The organism is Pseudomonas sp. S1_E05, assembly GCF_056337105.1.
Window position 1 is genome coordinate 1 of the sequence record NZ_JBFRHM010000001.1, and the last position, 23114, is coordinate 23114.

Below are 23114 nucleotides of genomic sequence, written 5' to 3' on the forward strand. Positions count from 1 at the left end.
CTGCACGAGCAGTTGCGCGGTGATGGCGTCGACAAGCGCTACATGGCGCTGGTTCGCGGCAATTGGCCGTCGTCGATCAAGCAGGTGCGTGCGCCTTTGCAGAAGAGCAACCTGCGGTCTGGCGAGCGTATGGTCGAAGTTGACGAAGAAGGTAAGGATGCTCTGACGGTATTCAAGGTTTTGCGTCGTTTCGGCGATTTTGCCACCATGGTTGAAGCAAAACCGATTACTGGTCGCACTCACCAGATCCGCGTGCACACTCTGCATGCCGGGCACTGCATTGCGGGTGACACCAAGTACGGCGAAGAGGGTTTCAGCAAGGAAATCCGCGATCTGGGTGGCAAGCGTCTGTTTCTGCATGCCTACATGCTGACCGTTCCGCTCCCCGATGGTGGCGAATTGAAGCTACAGGCGCCAGTCGACGAAATGTGGGCCAGGACTGTGGAGCGTTTGAGTGCACCCCTCTGATTACAAGTTGCTGATTTTCGACTGGGACGGCACCTTGGCCGACTCCATTGGTCGGATAGTCGAGGCAATGCACGTCGCTTCCGAACGCTCGGGCTTTGCGCTGCGCGACGATTTTGCCGTGAAGGGCATCATCGGCCTGGGCCTGCCGGAAGCCATTCGTACGTTATACCCGCAGATCAGTGACAGCGAGTTGATTGCGTTTCGTGAGCACTATGCAGATCACTACATTGCTTCGGAAGCCGTACCTTCGCCACTGTTTGAAGGTGTTGTGGAATCGATGGAGGCGTTTCGAGCCGAGGGCTACCATCTGGCGGTCGCAACCGGCAAGGCGCGTCGCGGGTTGGATCGCGTGCTGAAGTCTCACGGTTGGGAGAACTACTTCGACATCACTCGCGCCGCTGACGAAACCGCCAGCAAGCCGCATCCGCTGATGCTCGAGCAGATCCTCGCGCACTGCGAAGTTTGTCCGGAACAGGCGCTGATGATCGGGGACTCCTCCTTTGACCTGCAGATGGCGCGCAACGCCGGCATGGGGTCGGTGGCGGTCAGCTACGGCGCCCAATCGATCGAGGCGTTGAAATTGTTCGAGCCGACGCTGGCGATTGATCGTTTTTCAGAGTTGCATGCCTGGCTGAGTCAGCGGGCTTAACAGGATTTTGCTGGGGTAGATGGGCATGACCGACGAATGGAAGGCGCCAAAGGCGAGTGCAGAGAGCGGCGACGAGAAAAGCTGGAAGCTGTTGGAGAAAACCCTGCTGGCGGGTGTGCAGGAGCAGCGCAGATCGCGCCGCTGGGGGATATTCTTCAAACTCCTGACCTTTGTTTACCTGTTCGTTGCGCTGGCGCTGTTCACGCCCTTGATGGACATGGAAAAGGCCGCCACCCGCAGTGGCGCCTACACGGCGCTGATCGATGTGAATGGCATGATCGCGGACAAGGAGCCGGCCAGCGCTGACAATATCGTCGGCAGCCTGCGCGCCGCGTTCGAGGACGAAAAGGTCAAGGGTGTCATCCTGCGTATCAACAGTCCGGGTGGCAGTCCCGTGCAGTCGGGGTATGTCTATGACGAAATTCGCCGCCTGCGCGGCTTGCACCCTGATACGAAGTTGTACGCGGTGATTTCCGACCTGGGTGCGTCCGGTGCCTACTACATCGCCAGTGCCGCCGACCAGATCTATGCCGACAAGGCGAGCCTGGTGGGTTCCATTGGTGTCACGGCGGCCGGCTATGGTTTTGTCGGGACCATGGAAAAACTCGGTGTCGAGCGTCGGACCTACACCTCCGGTGAGCACAAGGCGTTCCTCGATCCGTTCCAGCCGCAGAAGCCTGAAGAGACGGCGTTCTGGCAGGGGGTGCTCGATACCACGCACAAGCAGTTCATCAATAGCGTCAAGCAGGGGCGCGGTGATCGTCTCAAGGACAAGGAGCATCCGGAGCTGTTTTCCGGGCTGGTCTGGTCTGGCGAGCAGGCGCTGGGATTGGGCTTGATCGACGGCCTGGGTAATGCCAGTTCGGTTGCCCGTGATGTGATCGGCGAAAAAGAGCTGGTGGACTTCACCGTGCAGGAATCACCGTTCGATCGTTTCTCGAAGAAGCTCGGTGCCAGCGTCGCGGAGCATCTGGCAATGTGGATGGGGTTTCAGGGGCCTTCGCTGCGCTGATCGCCTTCGTTGCCTAAAAAACCGGCCCTTGTGGCCGGTTTTTTTCTGCTTGGGTTTCAGGGTATTTCAACGCCTTCGGCCATCAGCATGTCGATCAGGCGAATCAGTGGCAGGCCAACGAGGCTCGTGGCATCAGGGCCTTCGGTACTCTGGAACAGGCTGACGCCCAGGCCTTCGGCCTTGAAGCTGCCGGCGCAATCATAAGGTTGCTCGGCATGCAGGTAGCGTTCGATACGTGCGCTGTTCAGTGTGCGCATGTGCACGGTGAAGGGCACGCAATCGACCTGGCAGTGGCCGGTCTGGCTGTTGAGCAGGGTGAGGCCAGTCAGAAAGGTCACGCTGGCGCCGCTTGAGGCGAGCAACTGTTCGCGGGCCTTTTCGAAGGAATGGGGTTTGCCGATAATGCGATCGCCCAGCACCGCCACCTGGTCAGAACCGATGATCAGGTGGTTGGGGTGACGGTCGGCCAGGGCCAGGGCTTTTTCCCGGGCGAGGCGCTTCACCAGCTCAGCGGCGGGCTCGTCCGGGAGGCGGCTCTCATCGATATCCGGCGAGCAGCAGATGAACGGCAACTGCAGTCGGGCCAGCAATTCTCGGCGATAGGCCGAGCTTGAAGCGAGTAATAAAGGCAGCATGGGCATCTCCGGATGGCAGGCGCGAATTCTAGCGAGGCTTGCAGGTGACGGACAGGGCCGAATTTCCTTTGACATGGCCGGGGGCATCCCTATAATGCTGCGCCTATGTTGAATGACCCGATTCCACCTCACGTTGACCCGCGCAAATTGGCTGACCGTGGCACCACCCTTCAAGGTGAACTGCTGCTGGCCAATTTGGAGAGACTCTGCGACCCGCTTTCCGACACTGTCGGTACGGTCCAGGCCAAACTCGTTTTTGAGCGAGATGAACGTAAATCTGTGGTGATCCACAGCTTTATCGACACCGAAGTCAAAATGGTTTGCCAGCGTTGTCTTGAGCTGGTCACCCTGCCGATCCATAGCGAGTGCAGTTATGCTGTGGTGAAGGAGGGTGCGAATACCCAGTCGTTGCCGAAAGGTTATGACGTGCTGGAACTGGGCGAAGATCCTTTGGATCTGCAGTCACTGATCGAGGAGGAGCTTCTGCTCGCCTTGCCCATTGTGCCTGCTCATCATCCGGAAGAATGCCAGCAGCCGGCGGGAGCAGATGAACCCGAACCGAGCGAGGACGAGGTAACGCGGTCCAACCCGTTCAGTGTATTGGCGCAGTTAAAGCGTGACCCAAACGTTTAGGAGTTAATCAATTATGGCTGTTCAGCAGAACAAAAAATCCCGCTCTGCCCGTGACATGCGTCGTTCGCACGATGCTCTCGAGGCTAGCACCCTGTCTGTAGAAAAAACCACCGGTGAAGTTCACCTGCGTCACCACGTATCGCCAGAAGGCGTATACCGTGGTCGTAAAGTGATCGACAAGGGCGCTGACGAGTAATCACTTGTCCGCTCAAGTCATCGCGATTGACGCAATGGGCGGGGACTTCGGTCCCCGCAGCATTGTCCAGGCCAGCCTCGCTTGCCTGTCTGCTACCCCCTCGCTGCACCTGACCCTCGTCGGTCAACCGTCCCTCCTTGAAGAATTGATCGCTGGCCATTCGGCTGTGGATCGCTCGCGCCTGTCGATTGCCCCAGCGTCGCAAGTCATTGCCATGGATGAAAAACCTGCCCAGGCGTTGCGTGGCAAGCCCGATTCGTCAATGCGTGTGGCGCTGCAGCTGCTGCGCGATGACAAGGTCCAGGCATGCGTCAGTGCGGGCAATACCGGTGCGCTGATGGCGTTGTCGCGGTTCGTGCTCAAGACGCTGCCGGGGATAGATCGGCCGGCCATGGTTGCGGCGATTCCGACGCAGAAGGGTTATTGTCAGTTGCTCGATCTGGGGGCGAATGTCGATTGCAGCGCCGAGCACCTGTTGCAGTTTGCCGTCATGGGTTCGGTGGCCGCAGAAACGCTGGGAATTGTTCGTCCGCGCGTGGCTCTTCTGAACATCGGCACCGAGGACATCAAGGGCAATCAGCAGGTCAAGTTGGCGGCAACCTTGCTGCAAAGCGCACGCGGTATCAATTACATCGGTTTTGTCGAGGGCGATGGCCTGTATCGTGGCGAAGCGGATGTGGTGGTGTGTGATGGCTTTGTCGGCAACATCCTGCTCAAGTCCAGTGAAGGGTTGGCGACCATGATTTCGGGGCGCATCGAAGCGCTGTTCAAAAAAAACTTTGCATCAAAATTGGTCGGTGCAATGGCGCTGCCACTGATGAGGCGCCTGCAAGCGGACCTCGCGCCTGCGCGGCATAACGGCGCAAGTTTCCTGGGTTTGCAGGGAATTGTGGTGAAAAGTCATGGTTCTGCTGGTGTTCAGGGGTTTCAGAGCGCCATTTCGCGGGCCGTGATCGAGATTCAGGAAAACCTGCCAGAGCGCATTCACGGTCGGCTCGAGGATTTGTTGCTTTAGGCGTTTTCGTCGGACAATGCTTAAATGTGACCGCTTGGTTCAATTGGCCATCCAAACTGTCAGTTTCTTGCGTCCCCTGCCGGGACGCCAATTCTTCGACGACAAGATCATTAGGGGCTTGTTACATGTCTGCTTCCCTCGCATTCGTCTTTCCAGGACAGGGTTCGCAGTCCCTCGGCATGCTGGCCGAGCTGGGCGCGGAACATCCGGTGGTCCTCGAAACATTCAAAGAAGCCTCCGACGCGCTCGGTTACGACCTGTGGGCACTGACCCAGCAAGGGCCGGAAGAGCAACTCAATCAAACCGATAAAACCCAGCCGGCCATCCTGACCGCCTCGATCGCCCTGTGGCGCCTGTGGCTGGCTGAGGGTGGCGCGCGTCCTGCGTATGTCGCGGGTCACAGCCTGGGCGAGTACAGCGCACTGGTCGCTGCTGGCAGCCTGAGCCTGGGCGACGCGGTGAAACTGGTCGAGCGTCGTGGCCAGTTGATGCAGGAAGCCGTTCCGGCCGGGCAGGGCGGCATGGCTGCCATCCTTGGCCTGGAAGATGCTGACGTGCTGGCTGCCTGCGCCGAAGCGGCGCAAGGCGAAGTGGTCAGTGCGGTCAACTTCAATTCCCCTGGCCAGGTGGTCATCGCCGGCGCCAAGGCAGCGGTCGAACGCGCCATCGAAGGCTGCAAGGCTCGTGGTGCCAAGCGTGCCATGCCATTGCCGGTCAGCGTGCCGTCCCATTGCGAACTGATGCGTCCGGCGGCTGAGCGTTTCGCCGAGGCGATCGCGGCCATCAATTGGCAGGCGCCGCAGATTCCGTTGGTACAGAACGTCAGCGCTCAGGTGCCGGCCGATCTGGAAACCCTCAAGCGCGATCTGCTCGAACAGCTCTATAAGCCAGTGCGCTGGGTAGAATCGGTTCAGACCCTGGCCGCCAAAGGCGCGACCCAGTTGGTCGAATGCGGTCCTGGCAAAGTACTGGCCGGTCTCAACAAACGCTGCGCCGAAGGCGTATCGACATCCAACCTCAACACCCCAGACGCTTTCGCTGCCGCCCGTGCAGCATTGGCCTGAATCAGGAGAAGCTTGCATGAGTCTGCAAGGTAAAGTTGCACTGGTCACCGGTGCGAGCCGCGGTATTGGCCAGGCTATCGCCCTGGAACTGGGTCGTCAGGGTGCCATCGTCGTCGGCACCGCGACCTCCGCTTCCGGCGCCGAGCGTATTGCCGCGACCCTGAAGGAAAACGGTATTCAAGGCACCGGCCTGGAGCTCAATGTCACCAACGATGAGTCTGTTGCCGCCGTGCTGGCGAGCATCCAGGAGCAGTTCGGTGCCCCTTTGATCCTGGTCAATAATGCCGGTATCACCCGCGATAACCTGATGATGCGCATGAAAGACGACGAATGGTTCGACGTGATCGATACCAATCTGAACAGTCTATATCGCCTGTCCAAGGGCGTTTTGCGTGGCATGACCAAGGCGCGTTGGGGGCGAATTATCAGTATTGGCTCGGTAGTGGGTGCCATGGGCAACGCAGGCCAAGTAAACTATGCCGCCGCCAAGGCTGGCCTGGAAGGTTTCAGTCGTGCCATGGCGCGTGAAGTCGGTTCGCGTTCGATTACGGTAAACTCGGTGACCCCTGGGTTCATCGACACCGATATGACTCGCGAACTGCCCGAGGCGCAGCGTGAAGCCTTGCAGACGCAAATTCCGCTGGGCCGTCTGGGTCAAGCGCAAGAGATCGCGTCCGTGGTCGCTTTTCTTGCATCCGACGGTGCGGCTTACGTTACCGGAGCTACAATCCCGGTGAACGGCGGGATGTACATGTAGGTTAAAATGTGACGGATTGCTTCAAAAAAATGTCATACGAGCTGTCTAAAATCCGTTATAAAGCTGCAATCTATTTATAGGCAGAGGGTCACCGGGTACGGGGAGTGAAGCTTTCAGTTGAAAAGCTGAAAAGCCTTTCTATACACTTACCCACTGGCCAGCTGCCTGAATTTGTCCATTAGGAGTGAAAACAAGGTATGAGCACCATCGAAGAGCGCGTCAAGAAAATCGTTGCCGAGCAACTGGGTGTTAAAGAAGAAGAAGTGATCAACACTGCTTCCTTCGTTGAAGACCTGGGTGCCGACTCCCTTGACACCGTTGAGCTGGTGATGGCTCTGGAAGAGGAATTCGAGACCGAAATCCCTGACGAAGAAGCTGAAAAGATCACTACCGTACAAGCTGCAATCGACTACGTTAACTCCCACCAGGGTTAATCGTTTGTAATCGTTGCTTGCTGTCGTGGAAAAACCGCACTGCCGTCACGGCGTGCGGTTTTTTTCTTTAGGCCTGATGCAAAGTCGTCATTAGAAAAAGGAGAGTGTTGTGTCGCGTAGACGCGTCGTAGTCACCGGTATGGGTATGTTGTCGCCACTGGGCACGGATGTGCCAAGCAGTTGGCAGGGCATTCTGGCTGGCCGCAGTGGCATTGGTCTGATCGAACACACCGACCTTTCTGCCTATTCCACCCGTTTTGGCGGCTCGGTAAAGGGCTTCAATGTCGAGGAATACCTGTCGGTCAAGGAAGCTCGCAAGCTTGACCTGTTCATTCAGTACGGGCTGGCGGCCGGTTTCCAGGCGGTGCGTAATGCCGGCCTTGAAGTCACCGATGCCAACCGTGAGCGCATTGGCGTGGCCATGGGGTCGGGTATTGGTGGACTGACCAATATCGAAGAAACCAGCCGCACCCTGCACGATTCCGGCCCACGAAGGATTTCTCCCTTTTTCGTGCCAGGCTCGATCATCAACATGATTTCCGGTTTCCTGTCGATCCACCTGGGTGCACAGGGGCCCAACTACGCGATTGCCACCGCATGTACCACCGGTACGCATTGCATCGGCATGGCGGCACGCAACATCATGTACGACGAAGCGGACGTGATGATTGCCGGCGGTGCCGAGATGGCTGCTTGCGGCCTGGGCATGGGCGGCTTTGGCGCTTCGCGTGCATTGTCCACCCGCAATGACGAGCCCACCCGTGCCAGTCGTCCATGGGACAAGGGGCGTGATGGTTTCGTCCTGTCCGACGGTGCCGGTGCGCTGGTGCTTGAAGAGCTGGAACACGCCAAGGCTCGTGGTGCGACCATCTACGCCGAGCTGGTGGGTTTCGGCACCAGTGGCGACGCGTTCCACATGACGTCGCCACCTGCAGACGGCGCCGGTGCTGCGCGCTGCATCACCAATGCCCTGCGCGATGCCAGGATCAATGCCGATCAGGTCCAGTACATCAACGCCCATGGCACCTCGACGCCGACTGGCGACCTGGCTGAAGCCTCTGCGATCAAGTCGGTATTCGGTGATCACGCCTACAAGCTGGCAGTCAGTTCGACCAAGTCCATGACCGGTCACCTGCTGGGTGCGGCGGGCGCGGTCGAGGCGATCTTCAGCGTGCTGGCCATCAACAGCCAGGTGGCGCCGCCAACCATCAACCTCGATGAGCCGGACGAAGGTTGTGATCTCGATTTCGTGCCGCACACGGCGCGCAACATGGATATCGACGTGGTCATCTCCAACTCCTTCGGCTTTGGTGGCACCAACGGCTCGCTCGTGTTCCGGCGGTTCGCAGGCTGATGGACAGTTGGGTCGACGGTCAGCCGGCTGACGCTCTGTCGCTGAAGGATCGCGGCCTGGCTTACGGTGATGGTCTGTTCGAGACCATTGCCGTGCGTAGCGGCCAGCCGTTGCTGCTGGATCGCCACCTGGCGCGTCTGGCCCATGGCTGTTCGAGGCTTTCGATCAGCGCCGATCACGGCTTGGTCCGCAGCGAGTTGCTGGCCTATGCCGCAGCACTGGGCGAGGGTGTACTCAAGCTTATCCTCACGCGCGGCGACAGTCTGCGCGGTTACGCGCTCGACCCGGCAGCTGTGGCTCGACGCATCCTGCAGGGCAATCCGCCCGCTGCTTATCCTGCCGTTCATGCAGAACAGGGGGTACGGCTGTTCCCCTGCGCCACGCGTCTGTCCGCGCAACCCTTGCTCGCCGGGCTCAAGCACCTGAACCGCCTCGAACAAGTCATTGCCCGTGCCGAATGGCAGGACACCGAACACGCCGAAGGCTTGATGCTCGATCACGCGGGGCGGGTGATCGAGGGGGTATTCAGTAATCTGTTCATCGTACGCGATGGTGTCTTGATCACCGCCGATCTCAAGCGCTGCGGCGTGGCCGGGGTGATGCGTGCGGAATTATTGTTTCAAGCCGAGTCGTCGGCAATTCCCACGCAAATCACCGATATCACCCTCGAACAACTGCAATGGGCCGACGAAGTGTTTGTCTGCAACAGCGTCTACGGCGTCTGGCCAGTGCGCGCCTATGCAGCGCTGAGCTGGCCGGTTGGGCCGCTCACCCGTAAACTCCAACACATTTCCCGTGCGCTACTGGATGTTTGATACGTGAGACGTAAACTCTTGCTGTTGCTGGAAACCGGCCTGGTTCTGGCAGGGTTGTGTCTGGGCGCTTCGGCCTGGAAGATCCATACGGCGTTACACCAGCCTTTGAATATTTCCCAGGAAGAGCTGCTGGACGTGCCCAAGGGCACCACGCCCACCCGCACTTTTTACCGACTTGAAGCCGATGGCGTGATCAAGGATGCCTTCTGGTTGCGCGTGTATTGGCGCTTCAACCTGGCCGGCCAGCCATTGCACAGCGGCGAGTATCGCATGCAGCCCGGCATGACTGTCGACGGGCTGATCGACCTGTGGAAGCGTGGCGAAATGGTCCAGTACAGCCTGACCCTGGTCGAAGGCTGGAATTTCCATCAGGTACGTGCTGCCCTGGCCAAGGCTGAAAAGTTGGACCAGACGCTCGACGGCTTGAGTGATAGCGAGGTGATGGACAAGCTCGGCCACAAGGGCATCTTCCCGGAGGGACGTTTCTTCCCGGACACCTACCGCTTTGTGCGGGGCATGACCGACGTCGAACTGCTGAAAAAAGCCTATGATCGCCTCGATGAAGTCCTGGCCAAGGAATGGGCGCAACGCGCCGCAGATGTGCCGTACACCGAGCCTTACCAGGCACTGATCATGGCCTCGCTGGTCGAGAAGGAGACCGGTGTGCCGCAAGAACGTGGGCAGATCGCCGGGGTGTTCGTGCGCCGCCTGGGACTGGGCATGCTGCTGCAGACCGATCCGACGGTGATCTATGGCCTGGGCGATCGTTACACCGGCAAGCTGACCCGCGCCCACCTCAAGGAATCCAACCCTTACAACACCTACATGGTTGCGGGCCTGCCGCCGACCCCGATTGCGATGGTTGGCCGCGAGGCGATCCATGCCGCTCTGAACCCGGTGGCTGGCAACAGCCTGTATTTCGTGGCAAGGGGCGATGGCAGTCACGTGTTCTCCGATGACCTGGATGCCCACAACAACGCTGTGCGTGAGTTCCAGCTCAAGCGTCGCGCCGATTACCGCTCAAGCCCCGCGCCAGTCACGGCGCCGGAAGCCACGGGTGAGCCGGCGCCGATCACGCCAGATTCACCAGACACTTCGCCGCAGGCATTGCCGCCCGTGACGCCGTCTGCGCCCATTGAACAATCGGCCCCGCAATCGACTGAAGAACCTGCCAAAGAACCTGCTGTTGCGCCCGAAACGGACGCCGCCACGCCGCAAGGCTCGCAATGAACTCGACTAAGGACTGCCTGTGACTGGCTTGTTTATTACCCTGGAAGGCCCTGAAGGTGCGGGCAAGAGCACCAATCGCGAGTACCTCGCCGAGCGCTTGCGTGCCGCCGGTCTTGAAGTGGTGCTGACCCGGGAGCCGGGCGGGACGCCGCTGGCCGAACGGATCCGCGAAGTCCTCCTGACGCCTGTCGAAGAAATCATGGATCCGGATGCCGAGTTGCTGTTGGTGTTCGCTGCCCGCGCCCAGCATCTGGCCGGGGTGATCCGCCCGGCGCTAGGGCGGGGTGCGGTGGTGCTGTGTGACCGATTTACCGATTCGACCTACGCCTACCAGGGTGGTGGCCGCGGCCTGTCGATGGAGCGCATCGCGACCCTTGAAACCTTCGTCCAGGGTGATCTGCGTCCTGACCTGACGCTGATCTTCGACTTGCCGGTGGAAGTGGGCCTGGCCCGTGCCAGCGCACGGGGTCGCCTGGATCGCTTCGAGCGGGAAGGGCGCACATTCTTCGATGCGGTGCGCGGTGCTTTCCTCAAGCGCGCCGCCGCCGAGCCAGCGCGCTACGTGCTCGTCGACGCCGCACAGCCGCTGGCGCAGGTTCAACAGTCGCTGGATGCGCTGCTACCGCGCCTGCTGGAGCTGAGCCGTGGCTGAAGCCTACCCGTGGCAGGACAGCCTCTGGCAGCAATTGGCCGGTCGCAAGCAGCATGCGCACGCCTATTTGCTGCACGGGCCGGCGGGAATTGGCAAACGTGCGTTGGCCGAGCGCCTGATGGCACAGCTGTTGTGTCAGCAGCCGACGGCTCAGAACGCCTGCGGGGAATGCAAATCCTGCCTGTTGCTAAAGGCCGGCAGCCACCCCGACAACTACATTCTGGAGCCCGAAGAAGCCGACAAGGCGATCAAGGTCGACCAGGTGCGTGACCTGGTCAGCTTCGTGGTTCAGACCTCGCAGTTGGGTGGGCGCAAGGTGGTGCTGATCGAGCCAGTCGAGTCGATGAACATCAACGCCGCCAACGCCTTGCTCAAAAGTCTTGAAGAGCCGTCCGGCGATACGGTGCTATTGCTGGTGAGCCATCAGAGCAGCCGCCTGTTGCCGACCATCAAGAGCCGTTGCGTGCAGCAAGCCTGCCCGTTGCCGAGCGAGGCCGTGAGCCTGGCGTGGTTGGCGACCGCTCTGCCCGATTGCAATGAACAAGAGCGCAACGAACTGCTGACCCTCGCTGCCGGTTCGCCCTTGGCAGCGGTCAGCCTGCACGCTCAGGGCGTACAGGAGCAACGAGCACTGGTTGTCGACGGTGTGAAGAAGCTGCTCAAGCAGCAACAATCCCCCACGCAATTGGCCGAGGGCTGGAATTCGGTGCCGCTGCTGTTGCTGTTCGACTGGTTTTGCGACTGGTCGAGCCTGATCCTGCGCTATCAGTTGACCCAGGATGAAGACGGGTTGGGATTGTCCGATATGCGCAAGGTCGTGCAGTACCTGGCGCAGAAAACCAGCCAGGAAAAAACCTTGAATATTCAGGACTGGATCCTCGCCCAGCGCCAGAAAGTGCTCAGCAAGGCCAATCTCAATCGTGTGTTGTTGCTGGAAGCCTTGCTGGTGCAATGGGCGTCTTTGCCTATCCAGAAGTGATCGACTATGCCTAGACTCTGACTATCAGCAGTGGAGGTCAGCATGAATGAAGCCGAGAACCCGGGGCCGCGCAACGGCATTTTGTCCTTGACCATCAAGGACAAGTCCGTGCTTTACGCGGCCTACATGCCGTTCCTCAGGAATGGCGGGCTGTTTATCCCGACCAACAAGAGCTATAAGTTGGGTGACGAGGTATTCATGCTGCTGAACCTGATGGACGAGCCGGAGAAAATTCCGGTGGCTGGCAAAGTTGCCTGGATCACACCCAAAGGTGCCCAAGGCAATCGTGCCGCTGGCGTTGGTGTTCAATTCAACGATGGCGATAACGCCGCGCGCAGTCGAATCGAAACCCATCTGGTCGGAGCCCTAAAGTCCGACCGTCCCACCCATACGATGTAAGTTGCCAACTTTTTTATGCTTGTAGATTCCCATTGCCACCTCGATCGCCTTGACCTCGCCGCACACGACGGCTCTCTCGATGCCGCACTCGATGCCGCGCGGCAGCGCGGCGTAGGACATTTTCTGTGCATTGGCGTGAGTGCCGATAATGCGGCCGACGTCAAAGCCCTGGCCGAGCGCTACGAGGATGTCGACTGTTCGGTGGGCGTGCACCCGTTGGACGTGCAACCCGGTGCCGCACCAGCGCTGGACTGGCTGCTGCGCGAGCTCAACCATCCACGGGTGGTGGCGATCGGTGAGACCGGGCTGGATTATCACTACGAGCCCGAAGCGGCGCAGTTACAGCAGGAGTCGTTTCGACTGCACCTGCAAGCCGCGCAGCAGACCGGCAAGCCGGTGATCATCCATACCCGGGGTGCCCGGGCCGACACCTTGAGCCTACTGCGCGAAGCCGCGTTGCCCCAGGCCGGTGTCCTGCACTGCTTCACTGAAGATTGGGAGATGGCCAAGGAAGCGCTGGACATGGGTTATTACATTTCTCTGTCCGGTATTGTCACTTTTCGCAATGCCGATGCGCTGCGGGATGTAGCGAGTAAGGTGCCTGCCGACCGATTGCTGGTGGAAACCGACTCGCCATACCTGGCCCCGATCCCGTATCGCGGCAAGCCGAACCTGCCGCAATATGTGCGGGAAGTGGCAGAGTTCCTGGCGATGTTGCGCGGCGAATCCTACGCACGATTTGCCGAACAGACCACGGCGAACTTCAAGCGTCTGTTCCCGCTGGCTCATGTAAAAGGCTGAATCGCAGGCAAAAAAAACCCGGGTTCTGGGGGTGAATCCGGGTTAAGACCATTAGGAGTAAAACAATGGTACGCGGTCCGTTGGTACCAATATCGGCGAGACACTTGGGGGAGATGCCCCGCCGACAGTTGAAGTATTGATCAGGATTGCGCCGAGTCCAGTTCACCGGTCGCGGTTTTTAAACAATTTTGGAATACAGCCGCTTCGGAAGCGTTCTCATCAAAACAGAACCTTGCGAGAAATCATCGACAAACAGAGGAATGCGCGGATGATCCGTGCATTTTTGCGCAAGTTAGGCATAATACGCGGCTTCGAATTTTGACCCCGACAGACCTTTTCTTATGCATAAAGAACCTCGTAAGGTCCGTGAATTTCGTCGCCGCGAGCAGGAAATTCTCGATACCGCGCTCAAGCTGTTCCTCGACCAAGGTGAAGACAGTGTCACCGTCGAGATGATTGCTGATGCCGTCGGTATCGGCAAAGGCACAATCTACAAGCACTTCAAGTCCAAGGCGGAGATTTACCTGCGCCTGATGCTCGACTACGAGCGCGACCTGAACGAGCTGTTGCATTCGGCCGACGTCGACAAGGACAAGGAAGCCCTGTCCCGGGCCTACTTCGAATTCCGCATGCGCGATCCGCAACGCTACCGCTTGTTCGATCGCCTTGAGGAAAAGGTGGTCAAGGGCAATCAGGTCCCGGAGATGATCGAGGAGCTGCACAAGATCCGCGCCTCGAACTTCGAACGCCTGACGCTGCTCATCAAGGGCCGGATCAGCGAAGGCAAACTTGAAGACGTGCCTCCATACTTCCATTACTGCGCATCCTGGGCGCTGGTGCACGGCGCGGTGGCGCTGTATCACTCGCCGTTCTGGAGCAATGTGCTGGAAGATCAGGAAGGTTTCTTCCAGTTCCTGATGGACATCGGTGTACGCATGGGCAACAAGCGCAAGCGTGATACCGACACCCCGAGCAGCTGAGTTATCCCGCTGCGTCATCGCGCCATGATTTCGCTATATGGCGCAGTACCACAGTAATATACTCAGGCATGGGACTTGCTAAAACTTGATTTGTGAGTCAAGTTTCAGTGAGTCCGATTTCCCTGTGCCGGAGTGATCATGATCGTTGACCGTCAAGGCAGGCGTTTCCGCAATCTGCGAATCAGCCTGACTTCAGCCTGCAATTACGCCTGTACCTACTGCGTGCCGAACGGCAAGCGGCTGGTCGCTGCGCAGGATGAACTGTCGGCCGAGGCCATGGCCCGAGGCGTGGCGTACCTGATCGAAGCCGCCGGCATCGAGCGTTTACGGATAACCGGTGGCGAGCCACTGGTCAGTCCCAAGCTCGAAGCCTTCATGGCCGCCGTCGGCCATATGGGGCTTGAAGACATCAGCCTGACCACCAACGGCCAGTTGCTGGCAAAAAAACTGCCATTGCTGCTCGACGCCGGTATCCGCCGTCTCAACGTCTCGCTCGATACCCTGGATGCCGGTGCATTCCGCAGTATTGCTCGCGGCGGCGATCTGGCGACGGTGCTCGATGGCATGGCGCAGGCCAGTGCCGCCGGGATGAAGATCAAGGTCAACATGGTGCCGTTGCGCGGACAGAACCTGGACCAGGTGATGCCCCTGCTCGAATACTGTCTGGAGCGCGGCTATGAGTTGCGCTTTATCGAGCTGATGCGCATGGGCCACCTTGCCAGTGACTCCAATGCGTTCGTGCAGCAATTCGTCAGCCTGCAACAACTGTTGAGCCTGATCGGCCATCACCATGAATACCTTCAGGCCGATGCACCGGTCGATGCCACAGCGGTGCGCTACGAGATTCCGGGCCAAGGGTATTTCGGCGTGATTGCCAACGAAAGCGTGCCCTTCTGCCGAACGTGCTCGCGCTTGCGCCTGTCCTCGACCGGCTGGCTGCATGGCTGCCTGTCGTCGAGCAACCGCCACTACGTTGGCGATCTGCTGGACAAGCCACGTCATCAAGCCTTGCCGGCCTTGCAGCGCTTGCTGATGAAAGCCTTGGGCGACAAGCAGGACGTGGCGTTTTCCGGCGGGGCGACTGTCATGAAAATCATCGGCGGCTGATCCTGTCCTGATCCCGTAGGACCGAGCTTGCTCGCGATGGTGGCTCAGACACCGCCGAGGTATCAAGCTGGCGCGGAAGCTGCATCCCATGGCCATTCGCCGGTTTTCCGTCACCGGCTCCTGGAGGGTAGGATGCGTAGCCTGGTTTTGCTGCTGGCCGTTTTGGCGCTTGGTGGCTGCATGAATGTCAGCGACATGGCTGAAGGGACTCGCTACCACATGAGCGACGCGGGTCTGCTCGACCACAGCGATAGCCGTCGCGTGAACAACCTGCGCATTCAGCCGGATTCGTTTGTGTACATCGCCCAGGGTGCCTTTGCGCCGCCGAACAGTGCCGTGTATCCGCGACCCAACGTGATCGCCGAAGTCGCCTTTGACGGCTTTATCGAATACTTCCCGATGGTGCGCCGTGCTCGGGCGCCGGAAGGCCTGGACCAGGCCATGGGTGAAGCCCGTGCAGTGGGTGCCCATTATCTGCTCTATACCCGTTTCGCCAAGTCCGATGACCGTATCGGTAACTCTGACGAATGGCTGGACCAGGAAGCCGTGGACCGCCTCGGCGTCGACACGGGTGTCATTCAGGTCATGTTGATCGAGACCAGCACCCAGTATTTGATTGATACTGCACGCATCAAGAGTCGTGGCGGTTTACTGACGTTCCACGACAAAAAGCCGGAAGACCTGATGGGCCCGCCGCTGGAGCAATATGCGCGCAGCCTGCTGGGGCTCAGTGACCAGTAATCGTCAGGAGAACGCCATGAGTGGCCCGCAAAAAGCCAACGACCTGTTGGGGCAGATCCCCAAGACCCAAGGCTTGCCACCGGTCCACTTGTGGAACCCCGCGTTCTGCGGCGACATCGACATGCGCATCGCCCGCGACGGCACTTGGTATTACCTGGGCACGCCGATCGGGCGCAAGCCGATGGTCAAGCTGTTCTCCACCATCATCCGCCGCGATGGCGATGATTACTTCCTGGTCACCCCGGTCGAGAAAGTCGGCATCAAGGTTGACGATGCGCCGTTCGTGGCGGTGACCCTGGATGTGCAAGGCGAGGGTGAGTCGCAAATCCTGCGCTTTACCACCAACGTCGAGGAAACCACCGAAGCCGGGCCCGACCATCCGATTCGCGTGGTGATCGATACTCGGACCGACGAACCCGCCCCTTACGTGCATGTGCGCACCAATCTCGAAGCCCTGATTCATCGCAATGTGTTCTACCAGATGGTGGAGCTGGCGGTGAGTCGCGAGATCGATGGGCAGCAGTGGTTGGGGGTTTGGAGTGGTGGCCAATTCTTCCCCATTGGTCTCGAGCCCTGACCTGAAATCTCACGTGTGAGAGATCCCTGTGGGAGCGGGCAAGCCCGCTCCCACATGTAAAAAAGTGGTTCTCCTGAAATTCAAATTGACACCCAATCATATGATGATTAGCGTAGGCCTCCACAGTAATCAGGTCCGAGGTGTCCATGTCCAGCAGCTTTCATGCATCAACAGTCGATTGGCTGGGTTGCTGGATTGCCGCGAGCCATGTGAAGCCAGGCGAAGCCCTCAAGGTTGAGGCCGATCTGGGTGAGCAACTCGGCGTCAGTCGTACGGTCATTCGCGAAGCCATCAAAACCCTGGTTGCCAAGGGCATGCTCGAAGTCGGGCCGAAGGTCGGCACACGGGTGCTACCGGTGCGACGCTGGAACCTCTTCGATCCGCAAGTTGTCGGCTGGCTGTCGCGCAGCGGTCTGCCGGAGAACTTCGTCGACGACCTGTTGGACTTGCGTCGCACCATCGAACCCATGGCGGTGCGCTGGGCATGCGAGCGAGCGACGGTCGAGCAGGTGGAGGCGATTCTGCTGGCTTACAACGCCCTGGAGCGCGCGGTCAGCAGCGATGCGGATTACAACCGGGCTGATCGCTGCTTCCACGAGTGCATCCTCGCCGCCAGCCACAACCAATTCATCGAGCAGATGGTCCCGGCACTCGGCGCGTTGCTGGCGGTGTCGTTCGAAGTGTCCGCCGCCGACCCTGACGAACTGCGCCGCACGCTGCCCATCCACAAGGAGATGGCCGACGCCATCGCCGCTCGGGATTCGGCGCGGGGCGTGTGGGCTTGCATGACACTGATCGATAATGCGGACCTGGCGATCAAACGTTTTTACCCACAGGTCATGGCCGACAAGAAAGCAGGCTGACCTGGCTCTCCCAATAAAAACAACAATGCCGGAGGTTTCATGAGTTTCACCGCAGTCACCGAACACCGTGCGCAATTGGGTGAAGGGCCGTTCTGGGACGCACCGACCCAGGCGCTGTATTGGGTCGATATCGCCGGGCGTCAGGCACTGCGCCTGATCGGAGCCAACGTGCAGATCTGGCAGATGCCCGAGCATGTGTCCGCCTTCATTCCCTGTGAAAGTGGCGACGCACTGGTGACCTTGAGCAGTGGCGTCTATCGGCTGGACCTCGATTCGCCCGGCCTTGAACCCAGGCTGACGCTGTTCTGCGTTGCCGACCCCCAACCTGGCAATCGGGGTAACGAAGCCCGTTGCGATGCGCAGGGCCGGCTCTGGCTCGGCACCATGCAGAACAACATTGGTGAAAGCGGTGAAGACCTGCCGTTGGAGAGACGTAGCGGCGGTCTGTTTCGCGTCGACCGGGATGCGCGGGTCACGCCGTTGCTGCGTGGGCTGGGTATTCCCAATACCCTGTTGTGGAGCGATGACGCCACCACGCTGTATTTCGCCGACAGCCTGGACGGCGCGCTCTACCGGCATTTCATCCGCACCGATGGCGGTCTGGAGCCGGCGCAAGTGTGGTTCGGCCCCCATGAGCGCGGCGGGCCGGACGGGTCGGCGATGGATGCTGAAGGTTTCATCTGGAACGCACGGTGGGACGGCAGTTGTCTGCTCAGGCTGACCCCGCAGGGGCAGGTCGATCAGGTGATCGAGCTACCCGTCAGTCGCCCTACCAGCTGTGTATTTGGCGGCGCGGACCTGAAAACGCTCTACGTCACCAGTGCCGCGAGCCCGAAGAATCATCCATTGGACGGCGCGGTGCTGGCCATTGAGGTCGATGTGCCCGGAAAGCTCTGTACGAGATTTTCCGGTTAAATCCCAAAATATGGGATGTAAAATTATATATTGAGATTATTTGCCCGCCGGGTTTATAGTCAGATCCATCAGTTGCACGCACTCACACTTAAAAAGAATAAAACAGGTGAAGTGATGAAACGATTTACCTACAGGATTTTCAACCGGACATCGATGGATGCCCGGTTTTTGTCGTGCCTGGAAAAGGGAGTCGCGCTGCATGGCTGAGCTCCTTTCGCTGCCAGCGGTGCCCGAGCCGCCGCAGGGTGAGCGCCTGAAAGACAAGGTCGTACTGCTGACCGGCGCAGCCCAGGGCATCGGCGAGGCAATCGTTGCGGCCTTCGCCTGCCAGCAGGCCCGATTGATCATCAGTGATATCCAGGGCGAGAAGGTCGAGGCAGTCGCTGCTCTCTGGCGCGACAAGGGCTTCGACGTCCAGGCGATCAGGGCCGACGTATCCAGCCCACAGGACTTGCATGCTATGGCACGGCTGGCGGTCGAGCGTTACGGCCGCATCGACGTGCTGGTCAACTGCGCAGGCGTCAATGTATTTCGCGATCCCCTGCAAATGACCGAGGAAGACTGGCGCCGTTGTTTCGCCATCGACCTGGACGGAGCCTGGTTCGGTTGCAAGGCCGTACTGCCACAGATGATCGAACAGGGTGTCGGCAGCATCATCAACATCGCTTCGACCCATTCCAGCCACATCATTCCAGGCTGTTTTCCCTATCCGGTGGCCAAGCACGGGTTGCTCGGCCTGACCCGTGCGCTGGGCATCGAGTACGCGCCCAAGGGCATTCGGGTCAACGCCATCGCCCCAGGCTACATCGAAACCCAACTGAACATCGATTACTGGAACGGTTTTGCCGACCCGCACGCCGAGCGTCAACGGGCGTTCGACCTGCATCCACCACGGCGCATCGGCCAGCCCATGGAAGTGGCGATGACCGCGGTGTTCCTGGCCAGTGATGAAGCGCCCTTCATCAATGCTTCATGCATCACCATCGATGGTGGTCGCTCGGTGCTGTACCACGACTGAGTAACCGGGGTTCCAGGCGCTAAAGTGCGGCTGTAATTCAATCATCATATAATATGACTATTTGCAGTAACCTTTGATTGGCTTTCAACTAACGCTCAAAAAAAATAACAAGGAGTCAGCTTATGAATCGTCGTCGTGGGATCCGTTCCCTGTGCCGTGTTGCCTTGGCGGTTACCGCCGTCAGCCTGAGCAGTACGCTGCTGGCTGCCGAGGAAATCAAAATCGGTTTCCTGGTGAAGCAGGCGGAAGAGCCCTGGTTCCAAACCGAATGGGCCTTCGCGGAAAAAGCCGGCAAGGACAAGGGCTTCACCGTGATCAAGATCGCCGTGCCGGACGGCGAGAAAACCCTCTCTGCCATCGACAGCCTTGCCGCCAACGGCGCCAAGGGTTTCGTGATCTGCCCGCCGGACGTCTCCCTGGGCCCGGCAATCATGGCCAAGGCCAAGCTCAACGGTTTGAAAGTGATTGCCGTGGATGACCGCTTCGTCGATGCCAGCGGCAAATTCATGGAAGACGTGCCGTACCTCGGGATGGCGGCTTACGAGGTCGGGCAGAAGCAGGGCGCGGCGATGGCCACCGAAGCGAAAAAACGTGGCTGGGACTGGAAAGACACCTACGCGGTGATCAACACCTACAACGAACTGGACACAGGCAAGAAGCGCACCGACGGTTCGGTCAAGGCATTGGAAGACGCCGGGATGCCGAAGGATCACATCCTGTTCTCGGCGCTCAAGACCCTCGACGTGCCGGGCAGCATGGACGCCACCAACTCTGCATTGGTGAAACTGCCGGGCGCGGCAAAAAACCTGATCATTGGCGGCATGAACGACAACACCGTGCTGGGCGGCGTGCGCGCCACCGAAAGCGCCGGGTTTGCGGCGGCCAACGTGATCGGCATCGGCATCAACGGCACCGATGCCATCGGTGAACTGAAAAAGCCCAACAGCGGTTTCTTCGGTTCGATGCTGCCCAGCCCGCACATCGAAGGCTATAACACCGCCAGCATGATGTTCGAGTGGGTCACCACCGGCAAGGAGCCGCCGAAGTACACCGCCATGGACGACGTGACGCTGATCACTCGAGACAACTTCAAGCAGGAACTGGAAAAAATCGGCCTGTGGAACTGAGGCTCGATTGATTTCCCCGGTGGCCCTGGCAACGGGGCTGCCTGATCCGTGGGATGAGGTGGTTTATGCACGCGCAAGTACAAACACAACAAGACAGCGCCGGCGGCAGTTTACGTTTCAACGGGATCGGCAAGACCTTTCCCGGTGTCAAGGCGCTGGACGGCATCAGTTTCGTCGCCCATCCAGGCCAGGTCCATGCCTTGATGGGCGAGAACGGCGCCGGCAAGTCGACCCTGCTGAAAATCCTCGGCGGTGCCTACACGCCCAGCAGCGGCGATTTACAGATCGGTGAACGGACGATGGCCTTCAAGTCCACGGCCGACAGCATCGCCAGCGGGGTGGCGGTGATTCACCAGGAGCTGCACTTGGTGCCGGAAATGACCGTCGCCGAAAACCTGTTTCTCGGGCATCTGCCCGCCAGTTTCGGCCTGATCAATCGCGGCGCGTTGCGCCAGCAGGCGTTGGCCTGCCTCAAGGGCCTGGCGGACGAAATCGACCCGCAGGAGAAAGTCGGGCGCCTGTCTCTTGGCCAGCGGCAACTGGTGGAAATCGCCAAGGCGCTGTCCCGAGGCGCGCACGTGATCGCCTTTGACGAACCGACCAGCAGCCTGTCGGCGCGGGAGATCGATCGCTTGATGGCAATCATTGGTCGCCTGCGCGATGAAGGCAAAGTGGTGCTCTACGTCTCCCATCGCATGGAAGAAGTGTTCCGCATCTGCAACGCGGTGACGGTCTTCAAGGACGGCCGCTACGTGCGTACCTTCGAGGACATGAGCGAGCTGACCCACGATCAACTGGTCACTTGCATGGTCGGCCGCGACATCCAGGACATCTACGATTACCGTCCGCGCAAGCGGGGGGCGGTGGCGTTGCGAGCCGATGGCCTCCTCGGGCCGGGCTTGCGCGAGCCGATGAGTTTCGACGCACACAAAGGCGAGATCCTCGGCCTGTTCGGGCTGGTGGGTGCCGGGCGCACGGAGCTGTTCCGCCTGCTCAGTGGCCTGGAGCGCAGCAGCGCCGGACGCCTGGAATTGCGCGGTCATGAACTGCAACTACGCTCACCCCGGGACGCGATCGCCGCCGGCATTCTGCTGTGTCCGGAGGACCGCAAGAAGGAGGGCATCATTCCGTTGGGCAGTGTCGCCGAGAACATCAACATCAGCGCACGCCCGGCCCATTCCGGTTTCCGCTGCCTGATTCGCGGGCTCTGGGAAAAGGACAATGCTGACAAGCAGATCAAGGCGCTCAGGGTGAAAACGCCCCATGCCGGACAACAGATCAAGTTTCTCTCCGGCGGCAACCAGCAGAAGGCGATCCTCGGTCGATGGCTGTCGATGCCGATGAAGGTGCTGCTGCTCGACGAGCCCACTCGTGGCATCGACATCGGCGCCAAGGCCGAGATCTACCAGATCATTCACAACCTGGCCGACAGTGGGATCGCGGTCATCGTGGTGTCCAGCGACCTGATGGAAGTCATGGGCATTTCCGACCGGATCCTGGTGATGTGCGAAGGGGCAATGCGTGGCGAGCTAAGCCGCGAACAGGCCAATGAATCCAACCTGCTGCAACTGGCTTTGCCGCGCCAACGCGCTGACGGCGTGGCGAACTGAGAGGTGACTATGATGACAACCCAAAACGAAACCCTGCCGACGACGCGCAAACCGCTGGACCTGCGGCGCTTTCTCGATGACTGGGCGATGCTGGCGGCAGCGGTCGGTATCTTCGTGCTTTGCACACTGCTGATCGACAACTTCCTCTCGCCGCTCAACATGCGCGGCCTGGGCCTGGCGATCTCCACCACTGGCATTGCCGCGTGCACGATGCTGTATTGCCTGGCATCGGGGCATTTTGACTTGTCGGTAGGCTCGGTGATTGCCTGTGCCGGCGTGGTTGCGGCGGTGGTGATGCGTGACACCGACAGCGTATTCCTCGGCGTGGCGGCGGCGCTGTGCATGGGGCTGATCGTCGGGCTGATCAATGGCATCGTGATTGCCAAGCTGCGGGTCAATGCCTTGATCACCACGCTGGCGACCATGCAAATCGTGCGTGGCCTGGCCTACATCTTCGCCAATGGCAAAGCGGTGGGCGTGTCCCAGGAATCGTTCTTCGTCTACGGCAACGGCCAGTTGTTCGGCGTACCGGTGCCGATCCTGATCACCATCGTTTGCTTCCTGTTTTTCGGCTGGCTGCTGAACTACACCACGTACGGACGCAACACCATGGCCATCGGTGGCAACCAGGAAGCGGCGTTGCTGGCCGGCGTCAACGTTGACCGGACCAAGATCATCATCTTCGCCGTGCACGGCGTGATCGGCGCATTGGCCGGGGTGATCCTGGCGTCGCGCATGACTTCGGGCCAGCCAATGATTGGCCAGGGTTTTGAACTGACGGTAATTTCGGCTTGCGTTCTGGGTGGCGTATCGCTCAGTGGCGGTATTGGCATGATCCGGCATGTGATTGCCGGGGTGTTGATTCTGGCGATCATCGAGAATGCCATGAACCTCAAGAACATCGACACCTTCTACCAGTATGTGATTCGCGGTTCGATCCTGCTGTTGGCGGTGGTGATTGACCGGTTGAAGCAGCGTTGAGAATCGTGTTGATCTGATATTGTCAATCGCGACGGTTCGACGCCTCGACAAGCTCACTCCTACAGTTGAAATGCGATCCCTGTAGGAGCGAGCTTGTCGAGG

Annotated in this window: 27 protein-coding genes; 26 read left to right on the forward strand and 1 reads right to left on the reverse strand. The window is 59.6% G+C overall.

Features of this window, described 5'->3' with window-relative positions; translation table 11 throughout:
* From AB4N33_RS00005 to AB4N33_RS00015, 3 genes are all read left to right on the forward strand, one after another.
* Positions 1 to 468, forward strand: a 468-nt coding sequence (locus AB4N33_RS00005; RefSeq protein ID WP_476456108.1) for a pseudouridine synthase, incomplete at its 5' end; no start/stop codon positions are given.
* Positions 455 to 1117, forward strand: coding sequence for an HAD-IA family hydrolase (locus AB4N33_RS00010; RefSeq protein WP_476456109.1), 663 nt, complete (start codon positions 455 to 457; stop codon positions 1115 to 1117). The genes AB4N33_RS00005 and AB4N33_RS00010, both read left to right, overlap by 14 nt.
* Before the next feature lie 25 nt (positions 1118 to 1142).
* The gene (locus tag AB4N33_RS00015) at positions 1143 to 2129 is read left to right on the forward strand and encodes a S49 family peptidase (protein ID WP_460121920.1); all 987 of its coding nucleotides are present in this window, start codon (positions 1143 to 1145) and stop codon (positions 2127 to 2129) included.
* Between the two features lie 56 nt (positions 2130 to 2185).
* Here the strand turns inward: AB4N33_RS00015 and AB4N33_RS00020 are convergent, their stop codons facing one another.
* Positions 2186 to 2764: a Maf family protein gene (locus AB4N33_RS00020; protein ID WP_476456110.1), complete on the reverse strand. Its 579-nt coding sequence runs from the start codon at positions 2762 to 2764 to the stop codon at positions 2186 to 2188.
* A gap of 105 nt (positions 2765 to 2869) precedes the next feature.
* On the opposite strand from AB4N33_RS00020, the gene AB4N33_RS00025 reads away from it, so the two are divergent.
* From AB4N33_RS00025 to araH, 23 genes are all read left to right on the forward strand, one after another.
* A complete protein-coding gene (locus AB4N33_RS00025; protein WP_368554651.1) occupies positions 2870 to 3397 on the forward strand; it encodes a YceD family protein in 528 nt (175 codons plus the stop codon).
* A 13-nt stretch (positions 3398 to 3410) separates the two neighbouring features.
* Entirely contained in the window at positions 3411 to 3593 is a 183-nt protein-coding gene (gene rpmF, locus AB4N33_RS00030) for a 50S ribosomal protein L32 (RefSeq protein ID WP_003179396.1), read from the forward strand.
* Positions 3594 to 3597: 4 nt separating this feature from the next.
* Positions 3598 to 4608 (forward strand): phosphate acyltransferase PlsX, encoded by a 1011-nt coding sequence (gene plsX, locus AB4N33_RS00035; protein WP_460155187.1) that lies wholly within the window; start codon positions 3598 to 3600, stop codon positions 4606 to 4608.
* A 125-nt stretch (positions 4609 to 4733) separates the two neighbouring features.
* Complete coding sequence (gene fabD, locus AB4N33_RS00040; RefSeq protein WP_460121924.1) at positions 4734 to 5672, forward strand: ACP S-malonyltransferase; 939 nt, start codon at positions 4734 to 4736, stop codon at positions 5670 to 5672.
* A 16-nt stretch (positions 5673 to 5688) separates the two neighbouring features.
* Complete coding sequence (gene fabG / locus AB4N33_RS00045; RefSeq protein WP_460121926.1) at positions 5689 to 6429, forward strand: 3-oxoacyl-ACP reductase FabG; 741 nt, start codon at positions 5689 to 5691, stop codon at positions 6427 to 6429.
* A 197-nt stretch (positions 6430 to 6626) separates the two neighbouring features.
* Positions 6627 to 6863: an acyl carrier protein gene (gene acpP, locus AB4N33_RS00050; protein ID WP_368554645.1), complete on the forward strand. Its 237-nt coding sequence runs from the start codon at positions 6627 to 6629 to the stop codon at positions 6861 to 6863.
* Between the two features lie 109 nt (positions 6864 to 6972).
* The gene (gene fabF / locus AB4N33_RS00055; protein WP_460121928.1) at positions 6973 to 8217 is read left to right on the forward strand and encodes a beta-ketoacyl-ACP synthase II; all 1245 of its coding nucleotides are present in this window, start codon (positions 6973 to 6975) and stop codon (positions 8215 to 8217) included.
* Complete coding sequence (gene pabC / locus AB4N33_RS00060; protein WP_476456111.1) at positions 8217 to 9032, forward strand: aminodeoxychorismate lyase; 816 nt, start codon at positions 8217 to 8219, stop codon at positions 9030 to 9032. Before fabF ends, pabC begins: the two co-directional genes overlap by 1 nt.
* Before the next feature lie 3 nt (positions 9033 to 9035).
* A complete protein-coding gene (gene mltG / locus AB4N33_RS00065; RefSeq protein WP_476456112.1) occupies positions 9036 to 10262 on the forward strand; it encodes an endolytic transglycosylase MltG in 1227 nt (408 codons plus the stop codon).
* A gap of 19 nt (positions 10263 to 10281) precedes the next feature.
* Complete coding sequence (tmk, locus tag AB4N33_RS00070; protein WP_460121934.1) at positions 10282 to 10914, forward strand: dTMP kinase; 633 nt, start codon at positions 10282 to 10284, stop codon at positions 10912 to 10914.
* Positions 10907 to 11893 carry a DNA polymerase III subunit delta' gene (locus tag AB4N33_RS00075; RefSeq protein ID WP_460121936.1) on the forward strand — a complete coding sequence of 329 codons (987 nt, stop codon included), beginning with the start codon at positions 10907 to 10909 and terminating at the stop codon, positions 11891 to 11893. Before tmk ends, AB4N33_RS00075 begins: the two co-directional genes overlap by 8 nt.
* 42 nt (positions 11894 to 11935) lie before the next feature.
* Positions 11936 to 12292 carry a PilZ domain-containing protein gene (locus AB4N33_RS00080; RefSeq protein ID WP_460121938.1) on the forward strand — a complete coding sequence of 119 codons (357 nt, stop codon included), beginning with the start codon at positions 11936 to 11938 and terminating at the stop codon, positions 12290 to 12292.
* Positions 12293 to 12307: 15 nt separating this feature from the next.
* On the forward strand, positions 12308 to 13093 hold the full coding sequence (locus tag AB4N33_RS00085; RefSeq protein ID WP_460121940.1) for a TatD family hydrolase: 786 nt from the start codon (positions 12308 to 12310) through the stop codon (positions 13091 to 13093).
* A 341-nt stretch (positions 13094 to 13434) separates the two neighbouring features.
* Positions 13435 to 14073, forward strand: a complete 639-nt coding sequence (locus tag AB4N33_RS00090; protein ID WP_008031613.1) for a TetR/AcrR family transcriptional regulator — start codon at positions 13435 to 13437, stop codon at positions 14071 to 14073.
* A 138-nt stretch (positions 14074 to 14211) separates the two neighbouring features.
* The gene (locus AB4N33_RS00095) at positions 14212 to 15180 is read left to right on the forward strand and encodes a GTP 3',8-cyclase MoaA (RefSeq protein ID WP_476456113.1); all 969 of its coding nucleotides are present in this window, start codon (positions 14212 to 14214) and stop codon (positions 15178 to 15180) included.
* A gap of 132 nt (positions 15181 to 15312) precedes the next feature.
* On the forward strand, positions 15313 to 15921 hold the full coding sequence (locus AB4N33_RS00100; RefSeq protein WP_460121945.1) for a DUF4823 domain-containing protein: 609 nt from the start codon (positions 15313 to 15315) through the stop codon (positions 15919 to 15921).
* A gap of 16 nt (positions 15922 to 15937) precedes the next feature.
* On the forward strand, positions 15938 to 16498 hold the full coding sequence (locus AB4N33_RS00105) for a DUF1285 domain-containing protein (RefSeq protein WP_460121947.1): 561 nt from the start codon (positions 15938 to 15940) through the stop codon (positions 16496 to 16498).
* A 146-nt stretch (positions 16499 to 16644) separates the two neighbouring features.
* Positions 16645 to 17361, forward strand: coding sequence for a FadR/GntR family transcriptional regulator (locus AB4N33_RS00110; RefSeq protein WP_460121948.1), 717 nt, complete (start codon positions 16645 to 16647; stop codon positions 17359 to 17361).
* Between the two features lie 39 nt (positions 17362 to 17400).
* On the forward strand, positions 17401 to 18276 hold the full coding sequence (locus tag AB4N33_RS00115) for an SMP-30/gluconolactonase/LRE family protein (RefSeq protein WP_476456114.1): 876 nt from the start codon (positions 17401 to 17403) through the stop codon (positions 18274 to 18276).
* Between the two features lie 199 nt (positions 18277 to 18475).
* Complete coding sequence (locus AB4N33_RS00120; RefSeq protein ID WP_460121952.1) at positions 18476 to 19294, forward strand: SDR family oxidoreductase; 819 nt, start codon at positions 18476 to 18478, stop codon at positions 19292 to 19294.
* A 122-nt stretch (positions 19295 to 19416) separates the two neighbouring features.
* The gene (locus AB4N33_RS00125; RefSeq protein ID WP_460121954.1) at positions 19417 to 20421 is read left to right on the forward strand and encodes a substrate-binding domain-containing protein; all 1005 of its coding nucleotides are present in this window, start codon (positions 19417 to 19419) and stop codon (positions 20419 to 20421) included.
* A 65-nt stretch (positions 20422 to 20486) separates the two neighbouring features.
* Positions 20487 to 22031 carry an L-arabinose ABC transporter ATP-binding protein AraG gene (gene araG / locus AB4N33_RS00130; RefSeq protein ID WP_460121955.1) on the forward strand — a complete coding sequence of 515 codons (1545 nt, stop codon included), beginning with the start codon at positions 20487 to 20489 and terminating at the stop codon, positions 22029 to 22031.
* A 12-nt stretch (positions 22032 to 22043) separates the two neighbouring features.
* The gene (gene araH, locus AB4N33_RS00135) at positions 22044 to 23012 is read left to right on the forward strand and encodes an L-arabinose ABC transporter permease AraH (RefSeq protein ID WP_460121957.1); all 969 of its coding nucleotides are present in this window, start codon (positions 22044 to 22046) and stop codon (positions 23010 to 23012) included.
* Positions 23013 to 23114: the final 102 nt, after the last annotated feature.

Excerpts from the sequence above, each read along its gene's own strand:
- AB4N33_RS00015 (WP_460121920.1), top strand. The coding sequence starts at position 1,143 with ATGACCGACGAATGGAAGGCGCCAAAGGCGAGTGCAGAGAGCGGCGAC.
- AB4N33_RS00020 (WP_476456110.1), bottom strand. The coding sequence starts at position 2,764 with ATGCTGCCTTTATTACTCGCTTCAAGCTCGGCCTATCGCCGAGAATTG.
- AB4N33_RS00025 (WP_368554651.1), top strand. The coding sequence starts at position 2,870 with ATGTTGAATGACCCGATTCCACCTCACGTTGACCCGCGCAAATTGGCT.
- rpmF (WP_003179396.1), top strand. The coding sequence starts at position 3,411 with ATGGCTGTTCAGCAGAACAAAAAATCCCGCTCTGCCCGTGACATGCGT.
- fabD (WP_460121924.1), top strand. The coding sequence starts at position 4,734 with ATGTCTGCTTCCCTCGCATTCGTCTTTCCAGGACAGGGTTCGCAGTCC.
- fabG (WP_460121926.1), top strand. The coding sequence starts at position 5,689 with ATGAGTCTGCAAGGTAAAGTTGCACTGGTCACCGGTGCGAGCCGCGGT.
- acpP (WP_368554645.1), top strand. The coding sequence starts at position 6,627 with ATGAGCACCATCGAAGAGCGCGTCAAGAAAATCGTTGCCGAGCAACTG.
- pabC (WP_476456111.1), top strand. The coding sequence starts at position 8,217 with ATGGACAGTTGGGTCGACGGTCAGCCGGCTGACGCTCTGTCGCTGAAG.
- AB4N33_RS00080 (WP_460121938.1), top strand. The coding sequence starts at position 11,936 with ATGAATGAAGCCGAGAACCCGGGGCCGCGCAACGGCATTTTGTCCTTG.
- AB4N33_RS00085 (WP_460121940.1), top strand. The coding sequence starts at position 12,308 with ATGCTTGTAGATTCCCATTGCCACCTCGATCGCCTTGACCTCGCCGCA.
- AB4N33_RS00090 (WP_008031613.1), top strand. The coding sequence starts at position 13,435 with ATGCATAAAGAACCTCGTAAGGTCCGTGAATTTCGTCGCCGCGAGCAG.
- AB4N33_RS00095 (WP_476456113.1), top strand. The coding sequence starts at position 14,212 with ATGATCGTTGACCGTCAAGGCAGGCGTTTCCGCAATCTGCGAATCAGC.
- AB4N33_RS00100 (WP_460121945.1), top strand. The coding sequence starts at position 15,313 with ATGCGTAGCCTGGTTTTGCTGCTGGCCGTTTTGGCGCTTGGTGGCTGC.
- AB4N33_RS00105 (WP_460121947.1), top strand. The coding sequence starts at position 15,938 with ATGAGTGGCCCGCAAAAAGCCAACGACCTGTTGGGGCAGATCCCCAAG.
- AB4N33_RS00110 (WP_460121948.1), top strand. The coding sequence starts at position 16,645 with ATGTCCAGCAGCTTTCATGCATCAACAGTCGATTGGCTGGGTTGCTGG.
- AB4N33_RS00115 (WP_476456114.1), top strand. The coding sequence starts at position 17,401 with ATGAGTTTCACCGCAGTCACCGAACACCGTGCGCAATTGGGTGAAGGG.
- AB4N33_RS00120 (WP_460121952.1), top strand. The coding sequence starts at position 18,476 with ATGGCTGAGCTCCTTTCGCTGCCAGCGGTGCCCGAGCCGCCGCAGGGT.
- AB4N33_RS00125 (WP_460121954.1), top strand. The coding sequence starts at position 19,417 with ATGAATCGTCGTCGTGGGATCCGTTCCCTGTGCCGTGTTGCCTTGGCG.
- araG (WP_460121955.1), top strand. The coding sequence starts at position 20,487 with ATGCACGCGCAAGTACAAACACAACAAGACAGCGCCGGCGGCAGTTTA.
- araH (WP_460121957.1), top strand. The coding sequence starts at position 22,044 with ATGACAACCCAAAACGAAACCCTGCCGACGACGCGCAAACCGCTGGAC.